Here is a 24,854-nt window from a genome sequence, read left to right as displayed (position 1 = left end):
CGACCGCTACATCTGCTTAGCCCTCGAGATGTAGCGGATCAAAAATTATTTCAGCTTCTACCTTCCTATTCGACCGAAATAATAAATAGCTGCCCAAATTAAGACATTGAGAAAGCAACATTAATTATTTTGGGCCTTAATTGCTTCCGACATCTAATGATGTACAGCCACTATCGCTCAAATAAACATTTTCGAAAGTATAAGATTGTCCAGAGCCCGAATGACCGCAGCTCATCGCATACCACATTGTTAACCAACTAGGACAACTTGCATAAATATCATAATTTCCACTTTGAATATTAACGGGATAGGAAAGCGTATTCGCAGGGACTACAACATGCTGTGTAGTTCCTCCTGTAAAATTCCCACTAAAGGTCAAATAAATGGGGGAATTACTAAAGTTATACACATAAAAGTCGAATGTGCTACTTAGTGTTTTAATATTCGTTTTGGTATTTTTTTTTGTACTAACGTTTTCTGTAGAAACTACATCTAGTTTATTAGATAATTTTACGGCTGGTACACTCAAATCTCTAGCTTGAACGAACAAACCGGTGACAATAAATAACGCAAAGGCTATTACAAAAGATTTTTTTAACATAATTCAAAAGTGTTTATAAATAATTGACTATTTCTATAAGCTTTTTTTGAGATGTAGCTTATCAACAATTGGCTTCTATCTTAACTAAATCATAAGCGGCCTCCTTTCTTTTAGATAAATTGACTAAAGTTTCTCGATCATTAGTGAATGATGCCTCATCGTTAATAATTATGGTCGAAAGATCAACGGCGCATCGCTTTAAAAAATTCTCCGTAAAAAAATAGGTGTACTATCTATTAATCCGTCCAAATGATTACTTGACCAAAATATACTATTTTGAAATACAGAAACTTACCGACCTAAAAAACACTAATAAGTGTAATTTCAATAAATCTGACTTAACTATTTGTTGTTTTCATTCTTTGTTAGATTTATAATATTGGTAGCTTATAAACGGAGCGGCATAGATCTGACACATTCAGGTGATAGATCTCACTAGATATTATGTGTCTATCGCGACTATTATAACAGGAAATGCTCCAATGAAAATTTAGGCTTGGTTGGAACGGCATTTTCCCAAGTGCACAAACGGCTAAAACTGTCCCTAAAACAACACTTATTTTAAGAACAGTTTAAACCGGCCTTATCATCTATTGTTTAATCACTTTCTCTCCACGGAGCAATCGATCATACCGCACCAATGCCTCTACATAATAGTAATCCGCATAGGTCAAAGGAACATCAACTTCTGTTTTATGTGGTATAGAACCCACGCTATGTTTTAAAATATATCCCCCTGCTTCTTTATAATCTGCTTTGTAGGGTTTAGATGATAAAGACCGCAACATCTGCTCAGCCTTTGAGATGTACAGCTGGCTTTCACTACCTGTTGTGTATTGCGCCAGTTCCAACAAAGCCGAAGCTGTCACCGAAGCTGTCGATACATCACGAAGATCTTTCTGACTATAATATTTACTATCCGGAGTAAGTTTATTCTGGTCCATATCCCAATAAGGGATCAGATCTTTCGGAAGATTGGGATGGTTCAGATAAAACTGTGCAATATGCCTAGCTTGTTCCAAATATTTCTTGTCACCAGTCTCGCGGTACATCATCGTATAACCATAAAGTCCCCAAGATTGTCCTCTAGCCCATGCAGACTCGTCAAAAGCACCTTGCGCCGTCTTTCTCGAAATAATGCTACCATCTTGCGGATTGTAATCCACGACATGGTAGGAACTATAATCTTTTCGATAGTGATTGACCATTGTTGTATTGGCATGCTGCACCGCAATATCACGATAACGCTTATCACCTGTCATCTTGGAAACTTCCGTCAAAAACTCCAGGTTCATCATATTATCGATGATCACTGGATAGGTCCAAGGCTGCCCATCCCAATTTTTGCCACCGTCCCATGAACGGATAGTTTTGGGTGCTTCGTGGAAACGTGTCGCCAACGACGCTGCTCCAGTACTTAAAATTCCCTTATAAGACGCCGAATCACCGGTCAGGCGCAATGCATTCCCAAAGCTGCAATACAACATAAAGCCCAAATCATGTGTTCCCTTGTTGTTCTTCTCCTTCTCAAGTTCTTTTAATTTGCTTTTTGCTTCCGTCAAAAGCTTTTCATCCTTGGTATACTCGTATAAGTATAACACTGTACCGGGATAAAACCCAGAGCACCACCAACTTGAACCCCAATTTACATATTTACCATCTTTATAGGTTGTAGGCATATCCGATTCACCGATCGATGCGGCGAGGTAGGCAATTTGTTTATGTGCATCTTCTAAATTGGTACGGACAAATTCTTTGTCAAGCCCCAATTTCACTGACCCTAAGTTTCGCTGACTGGAACAGGAAATTCCCTGCATGCCTAGCCCGATCATTAAAGCTCCCGTAATATAGTGTTGTATCTTCATTTTATCCAATCCTTAATCTTTTGCTTTTTATTTTTATTCGTTTTTCGTTTAATAACTTACATAATAGTCCTTCGGAAATTGCTCGGCACGCCAGCATTTTTGGGAAGTCCATGGTTGCGGGGCACAGGTCCAGAACTCATCATCTGCCGGCAATCCCAAAGGCAAGAATGACAGGGAGGCCACATACATAGACCCTGCATTTGTATAGTAATCTGCGAGATTGGATTGTTTATCACCTACCACTCCCATACGCAGCCATCCCGAGGGCGCAAAGGTTTTGTCAATATAAATATGCCGAAGTATAGTTGTCAATGCAGCCCTAACCTGTCCTTTCGAGATGTCTTCGGGCAGCTTATTTTCTAAAGCAACAGTTGCCAGCGGCTGGAATGCAGCATTCTTATAAGTTGATGAACGGCCAACAACGACATAATGACCTTCCGGCGAGATCATACGTTCCAGATGATGCGCATAGCGCTGCATTCGTTTGTAGGCTCGCTCATACATCTCTTTGTATTTTCCACCTGCTGGGATATTATGACGCAGTGACTCAACCTGCATACAATGGATCACATAACCATTGTAGTGGTCAAAACTAAAATGAGCACCATCACTATACCAGCCATCTCCCACATACCATTCCTGATCAAATTTATTGACAGCATAATCGATCTTTTCCCGTGCACATTCCTCTCCTATGCTGTAAAGAAAAGTTTCTGTCATTGCCGCGAACAGCAGCCAATTACTTTCATTCGGCTTAATCTTGCGCAGCAGTTTAAACTCTTCGACGACTCTTTTCTTTGTCGCTGGGTCCAATGGATCCCATAAAGCTTTTGGGGCTCTCAGAAAAGCCAGTGCAAGATGCGCTGCATCCACAAGGGTCTGAGACGAAGGTCCTCGCCAAGTAAAATAATCAGGAGATTTTGGATCTACGCCGTATTGTATACCGAGTAGTGCTTGGTCGCGTAATTGCTTACGCAATTTACCTTCCTCTGTTATGTCATCTGGTAACGCTAACCAAGGTGCCATTCCAGCCAGCAAACGTCCAAAGGCTTCTAGGTATCCGACTCCGGGATCCCTACTATCAAAAGTCGGGCTTACCTCCATCGGCATATTTTTACGCCACTGTTGTTTACTAATATTGCTTAATATTGGAGCTGCCATCTTATGTAAGATAGATACCCAATAAGCCCGGTCATTTTCGGTAAAATTTCTTTTATCGTCTAAATTGCCTGCCTTTGCTTCCATTGGTAAGGACGCAGTTAATACGCCAACTCCAGCTCCGCCTAACAATTTTAATAGGAATCTTCTCTTCATCGATAATGGTTTATAAATTAATGTGAGCATGATAACACTACACAAAACATTAAAAATCTTTATTTTACGTTAAAAAAGCAAGCAAAAAGAAATCAATCGCTCTAGCAAACGATTGCATAAGCGATTGATAACAACTTTTTTACATCACATCTTTTACTTCCACTCAGGATTTTGCTCCAAATTCGGATTTAGACCGAGTTCTGTAATCGGCAGAGGCCATAAATAGTCTCTCGCAGGATCAAATTTTCTAGTTGCAGCAGTTTGAGCAATAACATATCCCTCAGGAGTCAGTTTAACAGAGGGCTTTTCCGCATATTCATTTTCAAAATACTGAATACCCAATGTAGGCAACGGCAGTACCTTCTCTGCTATTTTCCACCGGATTATATCCCAATAGCGATGTTCCCCCTCAAGTGCAAACTCGACTCTTCGCTCTCTACGGATCTCCTCTAACATATTCATCTGATGATCGGAAACAAATGTATTAGTCAGCTTAGGCATGCCCGCTCGTTCACGAACTAGGTTTAATGATCGATTAAGATCATTATCTGAAATACTTCCATCCAATTCATATGCGGCTTCCGCATAGGACAATAGTACCTCTGCATAACGAATGACCTTGTGTTCGGTGAAGCTTATTTGCTCCCTCCAATCGACTGCATTAAAATATTTAAAAGTTTTATATCCTGTTTGAGTGAACGAAAACATAGGCTGATAATTGGCCCCATTAATATAAAGATCACCTTTTTTAAAAACAGTCATTGCCAAACGAGGATCTCTATTTTCAAATTCTGTCAATGTACTTACACTAGGCTTATAATAAGGAGATCTATTTGCACCCTCTCTCGGTAAACCATCTACATATAGATAGGCATCCACCAAATAACGAGTAGGGGTAGTAGCTCCCTGTTCTAGATTTCGGCTATAGTTATGTGTTGAAATTTTGTCCGTCATATCCTTGCCATACAATCTTGGTAAAATATTCTCTTTGTTAGCATATCCGTTTGCTTCTTTTTGGAACAAATAATAATAACTCTTTGCAGGGTCAGCTGAATAACTAAAGAGCTTAAAATAACCCGCAGAAATAATATCATTGGCTACATTTTTTGCTATCGTAAGATGCTTTTTGGGGTCTCCAATCTTATGGTATTTTTCAAAAGTTCCTTCAAAAAGTGCTAGTCTTACTTTTAGTGCTTGCGCAACACTCTTATTGATTCTCCCATAATCCGTAGATTTGGTATCTTTAGCCTCAGGTAAATTTTGAATAGCATAATCCAGATCCTCATAGATCAAATTAACAACCTCCTCACGTGTGCCTCTCGGAGCCTGCAAAAGTTCATCACCCAGCCCCATAGTGCGCGTTATAATTGGCATTCCACCAAATCTTTTTAGCAATTCACCATAAGCGTATGCCCGAAAGAAACGTGCCTCTGCACTATACTTGTTGATAATACTTGGATCCAAGCTCATTTGTTGTGCTTTTTCCATCACGGTATTAGCAGCACGTATTAGCTGATAGTTCCCTGTATAATCTCCCGTACTACTTGGTACTAAACGAGATCCGTCACTTATTGAATTGTTACCTGTTGATCTTGAATCATCCGACCAATTTGCTGCATTGTTCTCACCTATTCCTGGTAAAAATGTATACAGATAATTCACGCCCATGAGCAAATGCGACTCCGTTTTCCAGAAAGAAGCATCAGTTACTTGTGTTTCATCAAACTTATTATCCAAATCTTTCATACATGAAGAGAAGACAACACTGGCTGACGCAATTAGCACCCCCAATTTTGCAACTCTCTTGACAAGAATTTCTGATTTCTTTATTTGTATTTTCATAACTTTCTTCGGTTTAAAATGTGATATTTGCACCCACTGTAAATGAGCGAAAGAACGGATATCCAAAGGCTTGACCATTAGGAGTTTCAGGATCATAGTACGGGTTCCATGATTTTTTGAACTCAAATAAATCTTCCCCTGAGAAAAAGACTCTTAAACGATCTATCTTTGCCTTGGTAGTTAAGTTTTTAGGTAATGTATAGCCCAACTGAATATTTTTCATCCTAGCATAAGCGCCATTCACTACCCACTTATCCGATATTCTTGTATTACTTCCTCCTCCCATTACTGGGCGAGGGAACATTGCATTTGGATTCTCAGGCGTCCAATAATCTTTGTGTATCGCCCAGGCTTGACGCCAACTTTCGGTATAAGGGAGCGTCAATATCGATGGTAATAAAAACTCTCTTTTACCAACTCCTTGAATAAATGCACTAAAATCAAATCCTTTGTAATCAAAAGCTAGGTTCAGACCAAATGAATAGCGTGGATTTTGTGTACCAAGATAAACCAAATCACCAGGATCCTCTAAGTTACCTTTACCCGAAGAAATAATATTATCACCATTGATATCCACATAACGAATATCGCCTGGACCAAGAGTTGGATTCTGATGATTTACCTTATTATTCGCTATTTCCTCTGCACTTTGGAAATAACCGTCAGTACGATAACCAAAGATTGAATTTTTAGCATAGCCCTCCAAGAGGGAAACTAGTCCACCACTCACATTTCTTCTGTTCAGGAATGATATAACCTTATTATTGTTATCTGATACATTGGCTGCTACCGAATAGTTAAAATCCGCTCCAATTTTATCTTTCCAACTGAGGCTCAGTTCCCATCCCCATGACTTAAAGTCACCAATATTTGTACTTGGGCTTCCAATTCCAAATACCCCTGGTTGCGTCACAGTTCCATAAGTACCTTTTGTCTGACGCCAGAAATAGGAAAATGAACCTTCCAATTTTCTATTCAACATCGCAAAATCCAATCCGACATCTGTGTTAGTCACCTTTTCCCAGGTCCGCAATGGTGAAGCAGCGCTTCCAATCCAATAATAGGTATTACGAACATTATTAAATGGATAGGCATCTCCTTTAGAAAGCGAATTGATATAATCGTAATTGTTTGCACGTGGATTATCACTATTCGGATCATTTGCTTGTTTACCCCAAGCTGCCCGCAGTTTCAACTCATTAAATAGTTTAGATGCTTCACCAAACCAAGATTCGTTATTTACACGCCAACCTGCCGAAACACCGGGCAATGTAATCCAACGATTTGCGGGTGATAGTCTAGAACTTCCTTCTCTATTTAAGGTTCCTTGTACGATATATCTTTTATCAAATACATATTGCGCAGTTCCAAAGAAAGAAATCAATGTATTTGTCTGTATATTATCATTAACAGAGGTGTTATTTTTATCGCTCGCTTGCCTTAATGCCAAAACATCGTCGGTTGGCAAATTTGCCGCTGATGCAACAATGTAATCATAACGATAATCGTCATAACGATATCCTCCACGTGCTAAAATTTCATGTTTATCGTTAAATGTACGATTATATTCTCCAACTGCTTGCCAGTTGTTTGTCAAGGCCTGTCCGCGTCCTTTAAGGATTTGATTTAAACTAAAGTTGTTGCCACCCGCCCAGCCCGATTGTCCAGTCAGATTATACATCGGAACAGGTAAACGCGTATTGTTGTCATTATCAACTAATATCCTTGGACTATATAATAAACGTAATTTCAATCCCTCCGTAAAGATGTCTTTTGCTCCCAACTCAAAACTACCACCTATCTCATGAACCACATTATTATTACGTCCCCCCTCTTTCAACAACGCAACAGTTTCGCCCCCGGCACTCCCTGCAGCATATTTCGTATCGCCACTTTCAGGAAGATATATAGGACTTATACTTCTCGACGAAACAATATTATAGATCAATCCATAATCGTTACTTGCTCCCAAAACACTTGAATTTTTTTCCGATCTGCTATAGATAATTTTGGAATCCAAGCTGAATATCTTTGATAATTCCCTATGATAATTAAAACGTCCGTTCAATTTTTTATAATCGTCAGGGCCATATCTAAAGATTCCTTTGTCACTTACATAGCCCAGTGAAAACAAATAACTATCCTTATCAGTACTACCCGATATCGAGAGGTTCTGGTTTAAACGCGTTGCCTTATCCTTTAATAGGATTTTAGGATAATTGTAATTACCAAAATACTGATAGGCTGTTGGATTTGTAGGATTTACTCTATAGTATTGATTTGGATCTTTCATCAAAGCAATTAATTCATCACTCCAGTCTGGAGACTGCCCTGCATTAATACGCGCAAGATTTTGCATTTCTGCTTCTTCCCAGCTATTAATCCGTTCTGGGAATAAACCCATCTTTTTTGCAGTCCACATTCCCTGGTAGTTCACTTTTAGTTTCCCCTGCCCGGATTTTGTAGTTACCAAAACTACACCGGCGGCCCCTCTAGAGCCATAAATTGCTGTAGCGGACGCATCTTTTAAAATTGATATATTAGCGATATCATCTGGATTTGTATATGTCAATGATCCAGGAACGCCATCAATTAGCACTAAAGGACTCGATCCCCCTGTCGATAAATCACCCCTTATATTAACAGAAAACCCCTCGCTTCCCGGCTGTCCGCCAGATCTGGTTACAACAAGCCCTGGTGCAGCCCCTTGCATGGCCGACATCACATTAGAAATAGGACGAGATTCCAAAGCCTTTTGATCAATAGTGGAGACTGAACTTGTCAAATTAGATTTCTTCTGCGTTCCATACCCCACGACTACAACTTCATCAATGGCCGCACTCATTCCATCCAGAGTAATATTAATGACATTGCGTCCATTAACAGCTACTTCCTGGTTTTGATAACCGATATAGGAAACGACAATTGTTGCATTGGAGCTCACTGACAATGAATAGGTACCAGTAGCATTTGTAGAAGTAGAAATACTTCCACCCTTTTCTCGAATCGTTACACCCGCTAAAGGTGCTCCTTGACTGTCTGTAATCCGCCCCGTAATCGAAATTTTCTGCTGTGCCATAGTCGCACCCACAGTAAACATCATCATAGCAGACAGTCCAACTTTGTAAAACTTTGCCATACTTTAGGAAATTAGTTTTATAATAAAAATTGGTTGTTTAATAAGCCAAAGATGGGTCTATAAGCAAATTAAGAGAGGTGAAATTCATAAATATTTGGGGGTAAAATCTTAAATTTGATGCAAATACCCCATAACCATGAGTATACTACCTATTTTATCGCGACATTTTCTACTGTTGGTCTCCATCATTTCGCTCTGTCATGCCCAGGATCTAAAGTTTGAGTCACTTAGCCAAGAGAATGTACTAGATAAGCAGGCCGTGTTAACCATTGCCCAAGATAAACAGGGTAAGCTTTGGTTTGGTGGTGGCGCCAACTTATTTGTCTACGACTCTCAGAATATCACCAATATTCTCGTACAGGATACCGTCTTTAAAAAGGTTGATTACATCAATAAGATTGCCGTCAATGCAAAGAATCATCTTTTCATCGCTACCGCAACTCAATTATTTATTTTCGACATCGACAAACGTAAAGCTGTATTTAAACTGGGAAAACCCTTTCAGGAAAAAATTGTTGTTACCGACATTCAGTTTCTTTCAGACCAGATATTTCTTTGCACTGATAAAGGGCTCTATCAGGCTGTCCCCACAGCTGGCACCTACAATCTCAAGAAAATCCTTGACCGTCCCGGGGCACAATCCATCATTCAAACAAATCCAAATACCTATATCATAGCAAGTTACAATGGCATAGAATCTTTTTCATTGCAAAATAATAAGATTTTCAATATCCAGAATCTGATATTGCCTTCGCTGCCATTAAAAGAACGCATTTTCAGCGCTCTATATCTCCATAAAGATGTGCTCTGGGTTGGAACAAAATTGCACGGAATATTCCAATATAACCTCAGGGACAAAAGATGGAATAATTTAAACGAAACAAATAGTAATCTACTGAGCAATAATATCCGGAAAATTGTCCCGGCTAAAAACGGTGAACTCCTGATTGGCACACTAAAGGGACTCTCGATCTTTAATGGATCGACACAGTTCTTAAACTATAAACACAATACTTCCGTTAAAAATTCATTGAGCCAAAATTCGATCTATGATATTTTTATTGATCGACAACAAATCACGTGGATAGGCACCTATTTTGGAGGAATAAACGCTATTTACCCCGATCTCATCCCCATACAACACTATTCAACCCGTTCGCCTTCTAATCTTCGCCTAAATAGTGATATCACAGGTAGTTTCGCCGAATCAGACAATGCCTATTGGCTAGGAACGGAGGAAGAGGGAATCAACAGGATTGATAAGGCAACGGGAGCAACTTCCCCTTTATCTAAACTAACCCAGTCAAATCTGATTAAGGACTTATATGTTCGAGACAACAAAGTCTACGCAGCACAATATGGTGGAGGCTATTCCATTATCGATGCACAAACTGGAAATGCTCAACATTTTTATCTCGAAAAAGATCTCTTAAATCTCAAAAATAACATCTACAGCATTTACGTCGACCCTACACATCGCATTTACCTCGGAACCAATAGGGGGCTCTATACGGTGGAGCCAGGAAAACAGCCCCAATATAGTGCCGCTATGAAAACAGCTACAATCGATGATATACAAGCTGATAATAGACAGTACATTTATTTCCTGAGAGGAGGCGCGCTTTTTCGCAAAAAAAACAATGAATCGAACATACGCCCAATAAAACAGCTCGACACATTAGTTCTCGGTGGATTTTATGTGCATCCGAATGGCGACATCTGGCTGACATCGAAAGAAAATTTATATCATTTTGATCAGCATGATCACTTAACCAAGGTCTCTCGCTTTCCGAACAATTCGCTAGGCTGGCCCATCTTTGTGAACAATCAGGTATGGCTTACCAGTAAAAATGGGCTCATATGCTATAATCCCACAACAAAACATAGCTACCTCCTGAATCAATATGACGGTTTACCGGTCAAAAATTTACTTGGTGCAAAAGTTTTTGCGAGCAAAACAGAAACCCTGTTTGTCACCACACTCAACGGAGTCTTTTCTGTAGACACCCGGAAAATAACCTTCAATCAGCACATCCCTAATGTACTTTTCCGAAATATCTTTCTCGAAGACGCTCCATTAAACTACGGACGCATTCAGAAAACTGCAGATCCAAACAGCTATCAGCTCAAACTCCGGCACGATGAAAACTTTGTCACGATCAATTTCTCCAGTTCCAATTTCATCAAACCACAAAAGAACAGATACCGCTATAAGCTCGAAGGTTTTGACAAGGACTGGGTTGAAACAAGCACCCCATCAACACGATATACCAATATTCCCACAGGTATGCATACCTTGACTATATTTGCCAGTAACAACGATGGCATATGGAGCAGCACTCCGCTAAGGATTTTTATGGATATAAAACCTCCTTTTTGGAGAACCTGGTGGGCCTACCTATTCTATGCAATATTGTTTACCCTAGGTGTGCATCTGGTCATTAAATTTGTTGTCGAACGTGAGATGCTGATCAATTCAGAGCGAGAACAGGAAAGGAAAATCAGATTTTTCACACAGATATCGCACGAAATCCGTACGCCGCTGACCTTGATAACGTCCCCATTGGATGAAATTATTTCCGAAACAGCCAATCTGACTTCTACCCAGAACAAAGTAAAACGGATAAAAAAGAATGCCAGCAAACTCCTAGGTGTCATAAACGAATTGCTCGACTTTAAAAAGTTCGACGACAAGCACTTTGTCCTGAAAAAAACGGACATCTCTTTCAGGGAATATATAGAAGACACCTTCTACCTATTAAATGACCTTGCCAAAGCAAAACACCTCAATTACTATATCCGGCAGCTGGATGCCGTAGGGCTACAATCCATAGATACCGTACAATTTGATAAGGTCATGTTTAACCTCTTGTCAAATGCGATCAAGTATACACCGGAACATGGCACCGTTTATCTAGATCTTATCGAAAATGATTATACAATAGCTATTCACATCGTCGATAATGGTATCGGTATCGCTACGGACAATCAATTTAAAATATTTGAAGAATACTATCGTGAAGAACAGGCTAATGACGTAATCGGAACAGGTATTGGTTTGGCACTTACCAAACAAATTGTGCAGCAGCACGAAGGAGATATTCGCTGCTCTACGATGAAGGATGAAAAAGGAGAATGGACTGTATTTACTGTCAGTCTCCCGAAGCAAGCAAACCAAAAAACTGACGTTGTACCGGTAGAAATATTAACAAAAGAAACAGAGGAAGCAAATATAACGAACTTAAACACGCTGGATATTTCCTTAAAGCAAACCATCTTGATTGTAGAGGACAATAGCGAATTATTAGCAGCCGTTGTCAGTCTATTTGAAGAGAGCTTCAGTATTATTACTGCTGTCAATGGTGAGGAGGCACTTTCTAAAGCATTGGAATATATCCCTGATCTGATTATTTCGGATCTGATGATGCCTTACATGGATGGTGCTCAACTATGCCAAGCCATTAAAACAAATATGATGACCAGTCATATACCATTCATCTTGCTGACTGCCGTAACCGATAGCAATTCCCAAACTTTAGCCTTGGAACATGGTGCAAACATCTACCTGACAAAACCTTTCGACAATAAACAGCTTTTCCTTTCTGCACACAATCTCATGGCAATCAGTCAGAAAAGAAGCAAAGAATTTCAGGTTAAAACAGCTTCATTTGAGAATGAGCTTGATGCACAATTCATCTCATCCCTAAATCAATTAATCGAAGATAATCTTCAATCGGACGGCTTTGACGTCAATTTTATTTCTCGAACAATGGGTATGAGTGCGCCTATCCTCTATCGCAAGCTGAAGGCCATCTCTAATTTATCGCTCAATAATTATGTCAAAACTTACCGGCTGAACAAAGCGAAAGAATTACTGATATCTGCCATGAACATCAGCGAAGTCGCCTATGCTGTAGGATTTTCCGACAGAAAATACTTTAGTAAGGAATTCAAAAAACAGTTTGGACACAATCCTTCAGAACAAGCAGCGAATTCAAGTCAGACCACTGAAACTTAGCTATATTTAAATGCTAATCGACATCCTGTCTCATAAAAAAAGAGATGCTATATGCATCTCTTTTTTTATCTATCCCTGTGTCATCTAAACGAGTTGATTTCCCAAGAATACGCTTTTCTTTGATAGTCCTATTTAGCGATCTCTTTGATCATAGGTTCTCCAGACAATAGGCGTTGATACCGGACCAAGGCTTCCACATAGTAATAATCTGCATAAGTCAACGGTACATCGATTTCGGAATTCAATGGCAACGCTCCAACACTATGTTGTAAAATATAGCCTCCATTTTGCCCATAAGGAGCAAGGTAAGGTGCCTTCGACAGATTTTTAAGAAGAGTTTCTGCTTTATCAAAGTACTTCACAGACTCACTTCCCTTTGTATATTGAGAGAGCTCCAATAATGCCGAGGCATATAATGCCGCTGCAGATACATCCCGCAGATCCTTATTCGGATACATTTTATCTGACTTCGCAATTTTATCTTTATCGAAATCCCAGTAAGGAACCAGATCAGCCGGCAGATTTGGATTGCTTAAGATATACTTTGCGATTTGCTGTGCCTGCTTCAAAAATTCTTTTTTCTTGGTTTCACGATACATCATTGTATAACCATATAATGCCCATCCCTGCCCTCTTGACCATGCTGATTCATCAAATGCACCCTGGTGTGTTTTTTTTCCAATGGCCTTACCTGTGTTCTTATCATAATCGATCACATGGTAGGAACTATAATCTTTTCTGAAGTGGTTTTTCAAAGTTGTTTCAGCATGAGATACCGCAATATCATAGAATTTTTTATCTCCAGTCATTTTAGACACCTGTGTCAAAAACTCCAGGTTCATCATATTATCGATTATAACTGGATACTGCCATGATCCGTGATCCCAGGAACGGATCGTTTTGGTAATGGGACTATAGCGAGATGCCAAAGAATTCGCACCAGTACTGAGTACCGGTTCGTACTTTTGCGTATCGCCCGTGAGACGAAGTGCATTTCCAAAACTACAAAATAACATAAACCCTAAATCATGTGTACCCTTGTTGTTCTTTTCTTTTTCCAGATACGTCAATTTCTCGGTTGCTTTCTTTAATAACCCTTCGTCTTTGGTCCCTTCATATAAATACAGCAAAGTCCCCGGATAGAACCCCGAACACCACCAGCTCGACGAAGAAAATACTTCTTTGCCATTTTCAAAAGTTTTTGGAAACTTTTCTGTCGGAGTTTCATTCGCAAGGACTTTTATTTGCTTCGCTGCAGCATCTAGCTGCTGCTGAATAAACTCTTTGGATAGATTTGGTTTTGCTGTTTGGGCTTGAACGACAGTCGAAGTACCCAAAACAGCCAATAATAACACAGGGAGTTGTTTTAATTTCATTATTTTTTATTCTTTTATTTTTATTTAGTCAGCGCATCAGCGCGTCAATTTTTCACATAAATAATCAGCTCTTTGATTAATGAATATGGAGCTTTGGTTCACAGAATCTTCCTATTTAGCTTGTCCTGTCTGACTTTCTTTAATCTCGCGTTATCAACGTGCAACGATCAAAGCGATTGCCCCCTTATCAAGATTCAAATCAATCATTCCGTCCTGCGCTATATCAAATGTGCCTTTTCCCTGTATCTTTACCTCTGGTGCTCTTACACCAGCTTTTAAACGTATGCGACCGCCATATTGACTTTTAATCTGGATACCGATCGTTTTTCCATTTTTCCGCTGTGCCGATACAAGATTTCCACCATCTGCCAAAAAATTGGCAAAGGATACATCCTCCCATTTATGCGGAATAGCAGGAAACACGCGTAATATGCCATTCCAATATTGCATACACAGTTCTTGAATGCTCGCCATCGCCGCCAGTGGAGTTTCTATCACCGGGCCGCTTTCGGCATATAGGGTATTGGCTTTAATATATTTCTGTAATAAAACATCCAGCGAAGCCAAAGCCGAATCTCCTCGCCCCATCATGGCATACATAGAAGCAGCTCCTGTAAATGAATACCCCTGCAACCATTGCTTTTTGCTCTGCCAATGTGCAATAGAACGTTCAATAAGCGCTTGATTATTTACCTGATCCCAGTTTATATCGTAAAAAGGGTAAATCATCATGAGATGCGAATAATGACGATGCGACTCTCCATAGGGAAGGTCTTTTGCAATCATAAAGCCATCGGCATCTTGTGGATAATCAATCAAGTTGACCAATACGTCCTTCCAGACAGCGTGAAGTTTATCCCTGCCGCCTCTTTCTTGATCCAGCTCAATAAGTGTCTTGAGCCCCCATCTGAAAATGGAAAGATCATAATTTGTATCATAAGCGTAGCCCTTAGGATATTCAGGTGAATAGGTTTTTACACCGATACGGTATTTCCCAGTTTGATCCTTTTCCAATAAGTGCAAATGATAATTTATCGCTTCCTTTAGAAGCGGGAACAAGCGATCATATACATCTTGCGACATCGTCGCTCGATAATACTGATAATAGCTATGCAAGAGCCAGATTAGATTTCCCAATTCTTTTTCACCATCGGAAGCTCCTTCAAGTGGCACATTCTTAGCCAAAAGAACAGGGCTCCATAAAGATGGTCCCGAGGACCGGCCTACAGCCAAACTATTATAACGATAAGGTTCTGGAACATTTTGTTTTAACTGATCTTTATTCCGGTCAATCATCTGGATTAAAGAATTTGCGATACCAAGTTGGTTGGCTTTGAATACTGGTGAATAAGCGAGTTGCATATTAAGGTTGAGCCAATAAGCTGGCCAGGGAGTTGGGCTGGTCCAAGGCCCCTGTAAATCCATGGCAGGTTTATCTGACCTCGTTGCACTGGCAAGCTTATACAACTGCATATCATAAAACTGCTGGTAAACTGTATCTGGCAATTCCAGGGTCGATGCCTTAAAATAGTTGGTCCACCACTTGCGATGGGATGCCAATCCTTTCGTTAACTTTTGCTTACTAAAGTTCTGAACATAATTGATGGCCGTTTTGACATAAGCGGTTCCATGCTGGCTATAATCTACAGTAATTAAATAGGTATCCACTTCTTTATCAGATTTGCTCCAATAAGCCGTCACATACCCTCCCCAGGCTAGAAGAGGCTGATCAAAATATTTTGTTTCGCCTTGTGTGCCAAAACTCCCTTTTGGGTTTGCTGGATAATTTTTGGGTTTCTGTGTATAGCTGAATCCCATCCTTGGACTGATGGCTTCATCAGGTTTCCATGTCAGGTGGTAATTCCCGTCAAAATCTTTTTTAAATACTTCTAGCAAGATAATGTTGTCATTCGATAAGGTGGTCGTCCGAATTCTCATCCTCCCTTTGCTTGTGCTGACGTTCGCCTCAGCATAAGCATCTTTTAGATGAATTTCTCCTTGTGCCTGCACAATCGGGCTTTCAAATTCTATTTCAAAATGACCTAACGACATACGCGCCTGATCAAACAATTTATCGGCTGAATTCGCTCGATGATCATAAACATCAGTTCTTCCAATATCCACGCGCATTGAATTCTTACCGGCTATATAAGTCATTGTTCCCAGTAGACCATTCCCGGTAAATACACCTTCATAAATGGAATGACCCAGTGCGGGAATTCTAAATTGTGCCGATCCAGAAATTGACTGGAATATCGCGCAAATGAGAAAAAATAGTATTCTTAGATTCATCATTAGGATTTAATGCTATCAGAGCGACCATAAAGATGCTGGATTATTCGACTGAAATCAAGCACCTTTTACGAAAACGATTGAGAAAAATTGATCAGTAGGGCTTTCCTAATCTATCCGATAGGTCGGCTACCAAATTGAAATGTAACAATTTGCAGACACAATAACGGCGCATAGGCAAAAATCGGGCATTATATATGAAAGAAATGAATTCTACAGCATTCTTTTGTTATTTTTTAACAAAACATAAATAAACAATACGTAAAATTTTAGTTATCAGTTTACATTTATCAGTTTTTTATCTATTTTTAAGATTAAATATCCAATGCCGTTATTTTTAACAGCCTAATAGTGGATCAATTATAAAACAACTAATCCAACCAAAATGAAAGAACAGAATTCATCAAGGCGTGATTTCATAAAAAAATCCGTGGTCGGTGCTGCGGCATTTTCTATTGTACCACGCTTTGTACTCGGAGGACAGGGCTATCTTGCTCCGAGCGACCATCTAACCAAAGGTGTAATTGGTGTCGGCAATATGGGCCGTGGACACTTTGGCTACGCCGGAACTAAAACAGTAGCCATTTGTGATGTGGACAAAACCCATCTAGCGGCAGCACAAGCAGACTTAGGCGGTGGTGTGAAGGAATACCATGACTTTAGGGAGTTGATTAAATCTCCGGAAGTAGATATTGTGCATATTGCTACTCCCCCACATTGGCATGGACTGATGTCTATCGAAGCGGCAAAAGCAGGAAAAGATATCTGGTGTGAAAAACCGATGACACGTACTATCGGTGAAGGTAAAAAAGTGAAAGAAGCCATTGCACAGCACGGCAATATCTTTCGTCTAAATACCTGGTTTCGTTTTAAGGATGATTTTTATGGAATGAATGTTCCCGTAAGCAAAATCAAAAAATTAGTTGATACAGGGATGTTAGGTTGGCCGTTGAAAGTCACAATAAGCAAACATACAGGCTTTGACTGGAAATTCTATTGGGTAGGAAAGGAAAATTTACCAGAGGAGAAAGTACCATCGGAACTTGACTATGATTTTTGGTTAGGTCCAGCACCATACAAGCCTTACAATAAACACCGTGTACATACGACCTTTAGAGGATATTGGGATTATGACGGCGGTGGCCTAGGAGATATGGGACAACATTATATGGATCCTGTTCAGTACTTCTTAGGTAAAGACAACGAAAGCCCTATTACTGTTGACGTTGATGCCCCGCAGCAACATCCGGATGCCGTGGGCACATGGAGACGAATTACATTTACCTATGCCGATGGTTGTCAGATCATTCTAGACGGTGAAGCGAAAGATGAAAAGGCAGCCTATATTGAAGGTCCAAAAGGTAAATTATACAGAGGCTTTCAATCGGATATACCAGATTTGGAAAGAAAACTTGCACAATACCCTGAACCGGCACCGCAGATTACCGATTTCCTGGAATCTGTACGCACAAGAGAAAAGTTTGCACTGAATGAAATCAATGGACACCGTTCTTGTACTTTGGTCAACATGGGATTAGCAGCATTACGACTAAACAGATCATTAAAATATGACTCGCAAAATGAGCTATTTATTAATGATGACGCCGCAAATAGATTGATTCACCAACCAATGAGAGGCCCCTGGTCTATTTAAAAAGATATCCTAATGAAAAGAATATTCAATTCGCTGACCGTACTGCTTCTTATATCTAGTGCAACCTACGCGCAGCAACCACAAAATAGAACGACTGCAACAAAAATAGCAGACGTATTAGCGCAGCAGCCTGCCGAAGAAAAAGAAAAATTTTTGCTTGCCATGCATGAGCTGGAGGGCTTTTCTTCTGACGACGTTGTCACTTTCCTCAAGGGACTTAAAGCACCAGGAAGCAATAATGCGCCTATAGAATTTGCAGCAAACAGTTATTCGTTCTATGTAAATCAGCCAGGTAAAGAACAGCAAAAAAAAGTTTTTGTTGAAGGTTTAGCAAAATCCATCTCGCAATTGAGCGAACCGACAAATCAGGTCTTTGCGCTACGTCTCTTACGTCAATGCGCAGATAATACCGCTATACCTGCTGTCGCAAATTGTTTCACAAATGATTATCTTGCCGACGCAGCAGCGAGAACTTTAGTATCTATTCGCACCCCTGAATCGACAGCAGCATTAGAAAAAGCTCTAGCCGCATCCACAACAGAGAAAACTGCCATTGCTCTGGTTACAGCACTTGGAGATCTAAAAGATAAAAATGCCGAAAGTGCCATTTTAGGATTGACACAAAAATATAATTCGGATGGCTTCCAACGGACTGCATTAATCGCGTTGAGCAAAATCGGGGGCACAGCATCTGAATCGCTATTCCAGGAAAAATTAAATGCTGCCGGCTATAGCTACGACAAATTTGATGCGATAGGACTTGGTATTGATTATGCCCAAGCACTGATCGACAATAAACATGATCAAGATGCGATCAAGTTCCTGAACAAATTTTTCCAGGAATCCCAAAAAGCAAAATCGATCAACGGCCAAATTGCATCGCTTAAATTATTGACAACAATTGATCCAGCGAAACAACAAAAGAACTTATTAGCAGCAGTTAAAAGTGATAACGGTGCTTACCGTAACATTGCATTGCAATTACTCGGAAAATACGGAAAAGGTAGTGACGCAAAAAGCTTACTTGCTTTAGCAAGCAAGGGTACTCCTGAAGTGCAAGAAAGTGTATTGAACTACCTAGCCAACAATGGTTCGGCAAGCAGCTTAAAACTAATCCAGGCATTAGTAAATAAAACACAGTCTCCTGTAACTAAATTAGCTGGATTAAGTGCACTAAATACCTTGTCACAGGGAAAAGAAACCAATACCTTAATCCAGGCTCTTAATGCCGATCAACAATTCAACAACTCGGTAAAAGCGTTAATCCTTTCATCGAAAGATGCAAATGTCGTTACCGATGTCAACAATGCCCTTGCTACGGTAGACGACGACAAAAAGATTCAATTGCTGGATATTTTAAGTAAACGTTCCAACAACACATCATCCAAAGCTGTATTAGCCATAAAGAGTGCAAACCCGGCTGTCGAAGAAGCGATCAACAAAGCACTCCCAAATGTAGCTCAGGAATCAGACTTAGAGGAACTATTCAATAGGTTAAACAATACGACAGACAGTAAATCCGCTGTTCTATTGCAACGTGCCATTGTCAATGTGGTTCAGTCAAGTACAAATTCTAAAGGATTAACTGAAAAACTGGCCGCTAATATATCGAAGTCTGCAGCGCCAAATACCGCTAAATATTTCCCTATTTTCGCTGGGCTTGGTGACGCGCAGTCATTGAAAGCTGTAACCGCATACCTTAATAACAATAACACAAGCCTAAGATCCTCTGCAATTGAGTCTTTGGCAGGCTGGTCCTCTTCTAACGCACTGCCAGAGTTGGTATCGCTATCCAGAACAGAAAAAGACGATAATCTTTTCAATACGGTATATCGCGGATTGATCAAATCAATTTCTTCTTCTTCGAACACACCTGAACAGAAAACTTTGTTGTTGAAAGATGCGTTCAGTGTTGCCAAAACAACGGAACAGAAGAAAGCAGCTCTCTCCGCATTGCAGCCTACGGGAACATATCAGTCTTTAGTTTTCGCCGCGGATTTAATGAACGATACGCAACTGGGCGGAACCGCTGCAAATGTAGCGATGAACATTGCTATGGACAATAAGTTCTATGGCAAAAAGGTCAGAGAAGTTCTAGAACAGGTCATTGGTAAACTGTCTGGCAGCGAAAGTGGGTATCTCAAAGAAGCTGTTGTCCGTTATCTTGCTGAAATGCCTATCAAAGAGGGTTACGTTTCGATGTTCAATGGCAAGGACCTAAGTGGCTGGAAAGGATTGGTCGCCGATCCGATCAAACGCAGTAAGATGAACGAGAAAACTTTAGCAGCAGAACAAGCTAAAGCCGACGATATTATGCGCAAAGGCTGGACAGCATCCAATGGTGAAATTGCCTTCAGCGGTAAAGGAGATAATCTAGCTACTGTAAAGAAATATGGCGATTTTGAAATGCTCGTAGATTGGAAATTGGAGAACTATGGTGGTATAGAAGGTGATGCCGGTATTTACTTGAGAGGTACACCACAAGTGCAGATTTGGGATATTGCGAATACAAGAGTCGGCGCCCAAGTTGGCTCTGGCGGATTATATAACAACCAGAAAAATGAAAGCAAACCATTGAAAGTTGCTGACAATGCAACTGGTGAATGGAATACCTTTAAAATCAAAATGGTTGACGATAAAGTCACAGTTTGGTTAAATGGACAGTTGGTAACCGACAATGTTCCTCTTGAAAACTACTGGGATAGAAACCAATCAATTTTCCCTACCGAACAAATTGAGTTACAAGCGCATGGTTCAGTTGTTTATTATAGAGATCTTTTTATCAAGGAATTCCCAAGAAAACAAATCTTTAAATTGAGCGATCAAGAGAAAAAGGAAGGTTTTGAAGTACTTTTTGATGGAACAAACCTCGACAAGTGGACAGAAAACCAAGCTTATGTCATCAATGACGAAGGTTATATCTGGGTATATCCAAATGCAAAATTTGGTGGAAACCTTTATACAAAAGAAGAATACGCGGACTTTATTTATCGCTTCGACTTCAAATTAACTCCGGGCGCCAACAATGGTGTGGGAATACGGGCACCTTTGGAAGGAGATGCCGCATATGAAGCCATGGAAATCCAGGTACTCGATGATGGTGCGGATGTCTATAAAGACTTGAAGCAATACCAATATCACGGTTCAATTTATGGTGTTGTCCCTGCCAAAAAAGGCTATTTAAAACCAGTAGGGGAATGGAACTCCGAGGAAATAGTCGTGAAAGGAAATCGCATCAAAGTTACGCTTAATGGTACTGTCATTGTGGATGCAGATATCGCAGAGGCAAGCAAAAATGGAACGCTGGACGGAAAACAACATCCTGGACTTAAACGGACCTCTGGTCATATCGGGTTCCTAGGACACGGTACCGAAGTATTCTTTAAAGACATTCGGGTAAAAAAACTCAAATAGTCTTAACTTATACGTAGAGAGGGGATAAGGAATCTTATCCCCTTTTTGCTAATTAGCCAACTTGCTTGTCAAGTGAGAAAAATAACCAAATGATTCCAAAACTTTTGCTAAATTAAAGCCCTAAGGATTCTATTTCAAAATATAATGTTTTATGACTAAAGCCGTAAACTTACTGATTAACAAAAAATTGGAGAGTAAGCCTGAAAAGAAAAATCTATTCAATAAAATCTCCATTATAAAATTAATAGCCGAATTAGGATCTGTATCGGTAAATGACATTGTAAAAAACCTCTATCTAAGCCTGCCTACAGTGAATAGCCTCATTGCAGAGTTGCTGGAAGATAATTTTATCCGTCAATTTGACAAAGGAGAATCTATTGGTGGACGTAAACCTAATTTATATAAACTATGTGATGGATTATTTCAGGTGCTGTCGGTCGAGCTCCAACGTTTCTCCATCACAATGAGTATAATGGACAATAATCAGCATGTTATTGCTGAAACCGTTGAGCTGGATAATGAATTATCTCGCGATGCAGAAAATCTAACCACTATCACACAGATTATTGATCAATACCTTCTCGATAAATCAGTTGATATCGAGAATCTAACAGGGTTTATTATTGGTATGCCAGGACTGATCAACGCTGAGGAAGGTACCAACGAGACATTTTTGCATGATGATAATCAATCCATAACTAATTATTTCGAGCGCATATATAAAAAACCCGTCTTCATATTGAATGATGTCAAAGGTGCAGCTTATGCGGAATTAAAATTTGGATTGGCAAAAAACACAAAAAATAGTCTGATTATCCTGATGGATTGGGGGATAGGTCTAGGAATCGTGTCCAATGGAGAAGTCTATTTGGGTCGCGATGGTTACTCCGGCGAAGTAGGACATATGCCTTTTATTGACAACGGTGAACTTTGCTACTGTGGCAAAAGAGGCTGCCTGGAAACCGTGGCTTCTGGAATAGCTTTGGTCAACAATGCCAAACAGGAAATTCAAAAAGGTGAGCTGACTAAATTAAATGAATTGCAGCCAGAAGAATTACAACATTTAACACCGACACATATTATTGAAGCGGCAAATAAAGGTGATCAGTTTGCAATAAATCAGATTTCAAAACTAGGGACAAACCTAGGAAAAGCATTTGCATCCTTAATACAGCTACTTAATCCCGAATTGATTGTGTTGGGTGGAAAAATTGCTAAAGCAAATGAATTGATCACCATTCCGATACAGCAAGCCATAAATTCCTATACCATGGCGATATTGAAGGAACATTGTGACATCAAAGTGTCAAGTCTAAATCTCGACAGCAATACTGTGGGGCTGACAAATTATTTTATCACAAAGTATCTATCACTTGAGTTGCTTCGGAAATCCAAAATCTAAAATTGCCCTGTACTCAACAAAACAAGAGTACAGGCTCTTTCTGTCTTAATGCCATGTTCCATGGCGAGCTGTTCCAATTCAGTATTCTCCGCCCCGGGATTAAATATAATTCTTTTTGGCTTCGTAGCTAATATATAATCGTAATATTCCTGCTGATTAGCCTCACCGAGATACATCGTCACGGTATCAATATCGGTGTATACCTCACCTTTCTTTTCAATGGGAACTCCAGCTGCTTCACCGCCACTCAAGCCAATATTGACAATATCATGCCCGTGCTTATGCAGCATATTTGCAGCTTTATTCGAATAACGCGAAGGATTGGTACTAGCACCCAAAATCAATGTCTTTTTCATCTTTTTATTCCTTTTATATCCATCTTTTGCCCGCCCATTTCCGGTAATTAACTTATCACCTCCGTCCTATTTTATCTAGAGGACAAAGGTGACAGTGACTTTTCAATTTATTGTGCCGCTCGAAAGCTACTCATCTATGATAAAATCACCATGGTTGCTATACGCATTTTTACGTAATACTGGCATTCCCATGATTTTATAAAGCTCATCCAACTTGACCAAGCTTCCGTTTGTCATATTAGAAAGTAAAACAATAACAATGTTTCTCTTTAAGTCTCTTACATAAATATGTCTAAAACCGTGCCACCAACCGGTATGGTATACGATATGATCATCGCCATGTTCAAAGGTACGCCAACCGTATCCATAACTAAAAATTCCTTTCTTGGCGTCGGGATATCCACGATATGCTGAATCCAATGTTGACTGCTTCAATAATCTTCCATCTCTCAAAGCCAGATCAAAACGATAAAGGTCACGTACAGTGCTATAAATCCCTTTGTCGCCAAGTGGTCCATCCTGAAAATTTTGTACTACCGATCTTCGCCATACCTTATCATGTCCAATAACGTTGGTAGGGATTTTATCATACACTGCCTTAGAGAGTGCGGCAGTATTTGTCATTCCGGCAACATTGAATACGCTATCTTTCATATAAGTCGCGTAATCTTGCTTTGATATCTTTTCAATAATGGCCCCTAAGACCATAAAGTTCGAGTTATTGTAAAAGAAACGACCTCCTGGTGCGCCATAGCGATTGGGTTTAAATTCGGTCAGCATTTTCATCACATCCTGATTCGTCATTCCTTTCTTACGATCTGGCCAGTGCTCCTCCGAAAAATAAACGTAATTGGGTAGTCCCGAACGGTGAGTCAATAACATTTTTATGGTAATACCAGGATAAGGAAAATCCGGGTAGAAGTCATTGATCGTTTGATCGAGACGTAGCTTTCCTGCCTCCACTAACTTCAAAATTCCAACAGCTGTTAATGGTTTAGAAACTGAAGCCAACTCAAACCGATCGTCAATTTTCAGGCTATCTCGTTTTAAGTAATTAGCCCAACCGAATGTATTTTGATATAAGATTTTTCCATCTTTTGCGACGAGCACATTCCCGTTAAACGCAGCTTTTGAATGAAGATTTTTCATAAAAGCATCGATCTTTTGATCTGCATTATTTGGATTATAGACGAGTCTTGTGCTATCTACTTTTGCTTGCGCTATTGCTGCTTCCTTCTGTTTTTTCTCTTTCGAACTACAGGCAATTGTAGATGCCAGCAAAAGAGCGACCATTCCCTTTAAAAAAAATAATTTCACTATACTAAGTCTCCCGGATTTTTATGTTTTCTGTATTGTATATCAATAAATACCCTCTATTTCTTTTGCCTTAAATAATAGCAAATTATTCAAGCTCGTAATAGAAGGATCAGCATACTGATAATAATGCTAAAATGAAGATTTTAGTATAAAAAAACGAATTTTTTCCTCATAATAATTGTTATTCATCGTATATGTTACCTTTTCTACCCATTATTTCGATTTCCCTGTAAGAAACACAAAACCCACATAAGTCAAACCAAC

General features: G+C 39.7%; 13 protein-coding genes. 4 read left to right on the top strand and 9 right to left on the bottom strand.

Annotated elements, in window-relative coordinates:
- Nucleotides 1-136 precede the first annotated feature (136 nt).
- From AB1Z56_RS23345 to AB1Z56_RS23325, 5 genes are all read right to left on the bottom strand, one after another.
- Nucleotides 137-601, bottom strand: coding sequence for a hypothetical protein (locus tag AB1Z56_RS23345; RefSeq protein WP_426790326.1), 465 nt, complete (start codon nucleotides 599-601; stop codon nucleotides 137-139).
- Between the two features lie 590 nt (nucleotides 602-1,191).
- Nucleotides 1,192-2,466, bottom strand: a complete 1,275-nt coding sequence (locus tag AB1Z56_RS23340) for a glycoside hydrolase family 88 protein (protein ID WP_426790325.1) — start codon at nucleotides 2,464-2,466, stop codon at nucleotides 1,192-1,194.
- A 48-nt stretch (nucleotides 2,467-2,514) separates the two neighbouring features.
- Complete coding sequence (locus AB1Z56_RS23335) at nucleotides 2,515-3,780, bottom strand: DUF2264 domain-containing protein (protein ID WP_426790324.1); 1,266 nt, start codon at nucleotides 3,778-3,780, stop codon at nucleotides 2,515-2,517.
- Between the two features lie 153 nt (nucleotides 3,781-3,933).
- Nucleotides 3,934-5,622 (bottom strand): RagB/SusD family nutrient uptake outer membrane protein, encoded by a 1,689-nt coding sequence (locus tag AB1Z56_RS23330; protein ID WP_313266174.1) that lies wholly within the window; start codon nucleotides 5,620-5,622, stop codon nucleotides 3,934-3,936.
- Nucleotides 5,623-5,635: 13 nt separating this feature from the next.
- Complete coding sequence (locus tag AB1Z56_RS23325) at nucleotides 5,636-8,761, bottom strand: SusC/RagA family TonB-linked outer membrane protein (protein WP_426790323.1); 3,126 nt, start codon at nucleotides 8,759-8,761, stop codon at nucleotides 5,636-5,638.
- Between the two features lie 136 nt (nucleotides 8,762-8,897).
- On the opposite strand from AB1Z56_RS23325, the gene AB1Z56_RS23320 reads away from it, so the two are divergent.
- Entirely contained in the window at nucleotides 8,898-12,779 is a 3,882-nt protein-coding gene (locus AB1Z56_RS23320) for a hybrid sensor histidine kinase/response regulator transcription factor (RefSeq protein WP_426790322.1), read from the top strand.
- 128 nt (nucleotides 12,780-12,907) lie between these two features.
- On the opposite strand, the gene AB1Z56_RS23315 is transcribed toward AB1Z56_RS23320, so the two are convergent.
- Entirely contained in the window at nucleotides 12,908-14,155 is a 1,248-nt protein-coding gene (locus tag AB1Z56_RS23315; protein ID WP_293905534.1) for a glycoside hydrolase family 88 protein, read from the bottom strand.
- Nucleotides 14,156-14,308: 153 nt separating this feature from the next.
- On the bottom strand, nucleotides 14,309-16,450 hold the full coding sequence (locus tag AB1Z56_RS23310) for a glycosyl hydrolase family 95 catalytic domain-containing protein (RefSeq protein ID WP_426790321.1): 2,142 nt from the start codon (nucleotides 16,448-16,450) through the stop codon (nucleotides 14,309-14,311).
- A 382-nt stretch (nucleotides 16,451-16,832) separates the two neighbouring features.
- On the opposite strand from AB1Z56_RS23310, the gene AB1Z56_RS23305 reads away from it, so the two are divergent.
- From AB1Z56_RS23305 to AB1Z56_RS23295, 3 genes are all read left to right on the top strand, one after another.
- Nucleotides 16,833-18,101 (top strand): Gfo/Idh/MocA family oxidoreductase, encoded by a 1,269-nt coding sequence (locus AB1Z56_RS23305; RefSeq protein WP_309360055.1) that lies wholly within the window; start codon nucleotides 16,833-16,835, stop codon nucleotides 18,099-18,101.
- 12 nt (nucleotides 18,102-18,113) lie between these two features.
- Complete coding sequence (locus AB1Z56_RS23300) at nucleotides 18,114-21,515, top strand: DUF1080 domain-containing protein (protein ID WP_426790320.1); 3,402 nt, start codon at nucleotides 18,114-18,116, stop codon at nucleotides 21,513-21,515.
- Nucleotides 21,516-21,666: 151 nt separating this feature from the next.
- Nucleotides 21,667-22,917: an ROK family transcriptional regulator gene (locus AB1Z56_RS23295; protein ID WP_426790319.1), complete on the top strand. Its 1,251-nt coding sequence runs from the start codon at nucleotides 21,667-21,669 to the stop codon at nucleotides 22,915-22,917.
- Here the strand turns inward: AB1Z56_RS23295 and AB1Z56_RS23290 are convergent.
- Together AB1Z56_RS23290 and AB1Z56_RS23285 are read right to left on the bottom strand one after the other, a co-directional pair.
- Nucleotides 22,914-23,273 carry a CoA-binding protein gene (locus AB1Z56_RS23290; RefSeq protein WP_309360049.1) on the bottom strand — a complete coding sequence of 120 codons (360 nt, stop codon included), beginning with the start codon at nucleotides 23,271-23,273 and terminating at the stop codon, nucleotides 22,914-22,916. The genes AB1Z56_RS23295 and AB1Z56_RS23290 overlap by 4 nt on opposite strands.
- A gap of 126 nt (nucleotides 23,274-23,399) precedes the next feature.
- On the bottom strand, nucleotides 23,400-24,590 hold the full coding sequence (locus AB1Z56_RS23285) for a serine hydrolase domain-containing protein (RefSeq protein WP_426790318.1): 1,191 nt from the start codon (nucleotides 24,588-24,590) through the stop codon (nucleotides 23,400-23,402).
- Nucleotides 24,591-24,854: the final 264 nt, after the last annotated feature.

The sequence above is a fragment of the Sphingobacterium sp. WOUb80 genome (genome assembly GCF_050058145.1).
Lineage (GTDB): Bacteria > Bacteroidota > Bacteroidia > Sphingobacteriales > Sphingobacteriaceae > Sphingobacterium.
Note: the sequence above shows the minus strand (reverse complement) of the source record. Positions and strands in the feature narration are given on the sequence as shown.

Coding starts and splice junctions, on each gene's coding strand:
- AB1Z56_RS23330 (WP_313266174.1), bottom strand. CDS start 5,622: ATGAAAATACAAATAAAGAAATCAGAAATTCTTGTCAAGAGAGTTGCA.
- AB1Z56_RS23290 (WP_309360049.1), bottom strand. CDS start 23,273: ATGAAAAAGACATTGATTTTGGGTGCTAGTACCAATCCTTCGCGTTAT.
- AB1Z56_RS23345 (WP_426790326.1), bottom strand. CDS start 601: ATGTTAAAAAAATCTTTTGTAATAGCCTTTGCGTTATTTATTGTCACC.
- AB1Z56_RS23305 (WP_309360055.1), top strand. CDS start 16,833: ATGAAAGAACAGAATTCATCAAGGCGTGATTTCATAAAAAAATCCGTG.
- AB1Z56_RS23320 (WP_426790322.1), top strand. CDS start 8,898: ATGAGTATACTACCTATTTTATCGCGACATTTTCTACTGTTGGTCTCC.
- AB1Z56_RS23295 (WP_426790319.1), top strand. CDS start 21,667: ATGACTAAAGCCGTAAACTTACTGATTAACAAAAAATTGGAGAGTAAG.
- AB1Z56_RS23300 (WP_426790320.1), top strand. CDS start 18,114: ATGAAAAGAATATTCAATTCGCTGACCGTACTGCTTCTTATATCTAGT.
- AB1Z56_RS23315 (WP_293905534.1), bottom strand. CDS start 14,155: ATGAAATTAAAACAACTCCCTGTGTTATTATTGGCTGTTTTGGGTACT.
- AB1Z56_RS23325 (WP_426790323.1), bottom strand. CDS start 8,761: ATGGCAAAGTTTTACAAAGTTGGACTGTCTGCTATGATGATGTTTACT.
- AB1Z56_RS23310 (WP_426790321.1), bottom strand. CDS start 16,450: ATGATGAATCTAAGAATACTATTTTTTCTCATTTGCGCGATATTCCAG.
- AB1Z56_RS23335 (WP_426790324.1), bottom strand. CDS start 3,780: ATGAAGAGAAGATTCCTATTAAAATTGTTAGGCGGAGCTGGAGTTGGC.
- AB1Z56_RS23340 (WP_426790325.1), bottom strand. CDS start 2,466: ATGAAGATACAACACTATATTACGGGAGCTTTAATGATCGGGCTAGGC.